This window comes from uncultured Caballeronia sp. (assembly GCF_964243625.1).
Taxonomy (GTDB): Bacteria; Pseudomonadota; Gammaproteobacteria; order Burkholderiales; family Burkholderiaceae; genus Caballeronia.
Window position 1 is genome coordinate 1 of record NZ_CAXTGZ010000598.1, and the last position, 3,669, is coordinate 3,669.

Consider the following 3,669-nt stretch of genomic DNA (forward strand, 5'->3'; position numbering starts at 1 on the left):
TTGCGCAGTCACGGAAACAAGTTCGAAGAATAAGCCCTAGCAAGGAATCAGGAACATGGCGGTAGCAACGCTGCCGCCATCGGTTGAATTACAACCACTTCTGAGGCCATCGGTGACGACGCACGAGATTGTTGAAGACAAGCGCGATCACCAAAAGCAAACATACACCGGTCAATACAGGGACAAAGAAGAATCCCGCCGATGCATTGCCGCTCAACATGATCACTAGCGGATCGGCTCCCGCCGGCGGATGTACGCAACGTCCAAGTTGCATGAGTCCGATGGCAATGCCAACAGCCAGCGCCATTTGCCATATCCCCGGCCCTGCCATATAGAACATCGCAAGTCCGACTGCAGTGGAAAGCAAATGCCCGATGACGAGATTGCGCGGTTGAGCGAAGGCACTGTCGGGCGCGCCAAACAGCAGAACGCTCGATGCACCGAATGGTGCGATCACCAGCGGGCTGCTCGTCACATGCCCGAGCCATGCAATCAATCCTATTGCACACGTACCGCCCAGAAAACCGAATAGTGCTTGCTTCAAGTGGGTTGGATGATGAACGGCTGGCGCCGCTCTAGCAGTCTGCTCGCTCATAGGTCTAACATCCTTGCGGTCGGGCACGCCGGTTGGTCTGGACCGGCGTGCCGGCATTGTTATGCCTTCTTGTAACGGGCAGCTTCTTCAGAGCCCTTCGTTGCATTGCCTGCGCTGTACGAGTGAGCGCCCACACCGGCGAGTCGGCCGCCGTCGACGATCAGGTATTCGTCGCGGATCGGTTCGTTGGCGAACCAGCATTCAAGGATTTCCCGTGTACCCGCTGCGTAACGCGCCTGTGCGGAAAGCGTCGTGCCCGACGTATGCGGCGTCATGCCCTGGTTCGGCATGGTGCGCCACGGGTGATCGGCCGGCGCGGGTTGCGGGAACCACACGTCGCCCGCATAACCTGCCAGTTGACCGCTTGCCAATGCACGGACGATAGCGTCGCGATCCACGATCTTGCCGCGCGCCGTGTTGATGATGTAGGCGCCGCGCTTCATCTTGTTGATCATCGCTTCGTCGAAGAGATGCTCGGTTTCCGGATGCAGCGGACAGTTGATCGTGACGATATCGCAGACCTTCGCCATGGACTCTGCAGTCGGGTGCCACGTGGCGCCCAACTCGCGCTCGACAGCTTCCGGCAAACGGTGACGGTCCGTGTAATGCAGCTTCACGTCGAACGGCTTGAGGCGGCGCAGCACGGCTGCACCAATGCGGCCGGCGGCGACCGTACCTACGTTCATGCCTTCCAGGTCGTATGCACGCGACACGCAATCCGCAATATTCCAGCCGCCCTTCTTGACCCACTCATGCGACGGCAGGTAGTTACGAACCTGCGACAGGATCATCATTACGACATGCTCAGCCACGCTGATGCTGTTGCAGAACGTCACTTCGGCAACGGTAATGCCACGGTCGATAGCAGCTTGCAAATCGACGTGATCCGAACCGATACCGGCAGTCAGCGCAAGTTTCAGCTTCGGCGCTTTTGCAATGCGTTCAGCCGTCAGGTACGCAGGCCAGAACGGCTGCGAGATAACGATTTCAGCATCCTCGAGTTCGCGCTCGAACGTGGAGTTCGGGCCGTCCTTGTCCGACGTCACAACCAGTGTGTGGCCTTGCGATTCCAGGAACTTGCGCAGGCCCAGCTCGCCCGACACGCTGCCCAGCAATTCGCCCGGTTTGAAATCAATCGCCTTCGGCGTGGGCGCGCTTTGCCCGTCATGGTACTTCGTGATATTGGGTACATCGTCCCGTGCATACTTCTTCGGCATCCCATCAACGGGATCATCGTATAAAACGCAAAGAACCTTGGCCATGATTGTCTCCACTCCACTTTGATTTGATTTACACCGGCGCTTCTGGCGAAGGGCGCCGCCTCGTCGAACATGAGGTTGGTACGTCGACGAGATTCAGTGTCTACAAGTCGCGGCAGCGGGTCCAATCGTTTGGATGGATCACTTGATAAGCCCTTGTTATCAACGCAGGCGAACGCGGGTCGGCTTAAGCGTGAGTGATCAGGCCGTTTGAACGGCAGCAGTTACGAGCGCGTCGAACTCGCGCTGAAGGTTGAGTTGCTCCACCGAGCGCCACATGGCGGCAACCAGCGGCGGCAGCGTATTGCGGCTGCGCGCAATCAGGCCGATACCGCGCGTCAATTCGGGCAGCAGGAGCGATGCACGCACATCGTTGCCCGAAGGCAGCACGCTAAGCAGACTATGAGGAAAAACGCTATACAGGCCGGCGTATTGGATGTGAGCGTAAAGAGAGAGCAGCGAATCAGTCTCGAGCACGACGCGCGGCTGCACGTTCCCCCGCCGGAACGCAGCATTGATCACCTGGCGGTTCTGCATGGTCGACGTGAGCAGCCCTAACGGCAATTCACCGACATCGCTCCAGGACTGTATCGGCGCGCTGAAGCTGTCCCCGGCGCTTGCGGGTGACAGAAGCATATATCGCTCGAAATAGAGCGGCAGGACGCTGAAACCGGCCTGGACCTGATCGTCGAGATAGGTCAGGCCGACATCGAGTTCATATTCGTCGAGCTGACGCAGGATGGCGTCGGAACTCAGCGACCGAACCTCGTACCTCATGTCCGGATGCTCGCGCATGCAAGGCGCGAGCATGCGCGCGGTCACCGGAATGATGGTCGGGATCGCTCCTATGCGCAGGGTCCCGATGAGCTTGATCTGCGCGGCCGAGGCATCGTGGCGCATGTTCTGGAGCGACGCCAGCGTCTGCTTCGCCCATCCGAGCACGCGCTCGCCGTCTTCGGTGAACCCCACGAACCGCCGTGTCCGCTCGACAATGACGAGACCGAGTTCTGTCTCGAGAGTGCGAATAGCCGATGACAACGCCGGCTGGGATACGTGGCACGCCTCCGCTGCCCGCGCGAAATGCTTCTCCCTTGCCAACGTGACGAGATACTCGAGCTGGCGAATGAACATCGCTTTCCTTGGTTGGCCTTGGTTGGCTATGGTCCGTCGAGATCCTTCACACGCCCTTCGGGCTCTCTAGGCTTAGACGAGCAGATCCTCGTAGAAAGCGCCGAATGGACGCGTCGGATGCGCGAGCTGAATCTCCAGAATCCACAATCCCGCATTTGGGTGCGGCTGGTAATCGCCGAGATTGCCCGCCTTGAAAATGGCGTGCGGAAAATCGCTGACCCGATGTCCCTTGATGTCGAGATTCAGCTTCCATCCCAGCGCATGCGCACGTTCGGCGGCGTAGTCGTACAGCGCCTTGCCGCCTGCGCCGGTCGTGCGCCAGTGGTGTTCGACTTCATCGAAGACGGTCTTTGCGTCCTGTGCGCACGCGTGCATTTCGGCGTCCGCACCGACTACGAACGTCGCGCCCGAGTCGCCTTCATGGCCTTGCCAGACCACACCCAGATCGATGAAAAAGATGTCGTCGTCCTTGAGCCGCGGATCGCCTTCGGAGCGCTCCTTGAAGGTTCGCAGAGTATTTTCGCCAAAGCGGATCAGGATGGGATGCCAGATTCGGTCCATCTTCATGTCCTGAAGAACGCTCTTGCATTCGGCCAAGGCTTCCGACTCCAGCATTCCGGGTTTGACCTTCGACGCAACCCGCTCGACCACTTCCCATGTCTTGTCACGTGCGCGACGCGTGGA

Annotated in this window: 4 protein-coding genes; all 4 read right to left on the reverse strand. The window is 59.2% G+C overall.

The window, feature by feature from the left end; translation table 11 throughout:
• Positions 1-88: 88 nt before the first annotated feature.
• Entirely contained in the window at positions 89-595 is a 507-nt protein-coding gene (locus ACFFAR_RS27735; protein WP_174364211.1) for an HPP family protein, read from the reverse strand.
• Positions 596-654: 59 nt separating this feature from the next.
• Entirely contained in the window at positions 655-1,857 is a 1,203-nt protein-coding gene (locus ACFFAR_RS27740) for an NAD-dependent formate dehydrogenase (RefSeq protein ID WP_174364210.1), read from the reverse strand.
• A gap of 198 nt (positions 1,858-2,055) precedes the next feature.
• Entirely contained in the window at positions 2,056-2,985 is a 930-nt protein-coding gene (locus ACFFAR_RS27745) for a LysR substrate-binding domain-containing protein (protein WP_174364209.1), read from the reverse strand.
• A gap of 72 nt (positions 2,986-3,057) precedes the next feature.
• Positions 3,058-3,669: M24 family metallopeptidase (locus ACFFAR_RS27750; protein WP_375508868.1), on the reverse strand; the 612-nt coding region annotated here is incomplete at its 5' end.

Coding starts and splice junctions, on each gene's coding strand:
- ACFFAR_RS27735 (WP_174364211.1), bottom strand. CDS start 595: ATGAGCGAGCAGACTGCTAGAGCGGCGCCAGCCGTTCATCATCCAACC.
- ACFFAR_RS27740 (WP_174364210.1), bottom strand. CDS start 1,857: ATGGCCAAGGTTCTTTGCGTTTTATACGATGATCCCGTTGATGGGATG.
- ACFFAR_RS27745 (WP_174364209.1), bottom strand. CDS start 2,985: ATGTTCATTCGCCAGCTCGAGTATCTCGTCACGTTGGCAAGGGAGAAG.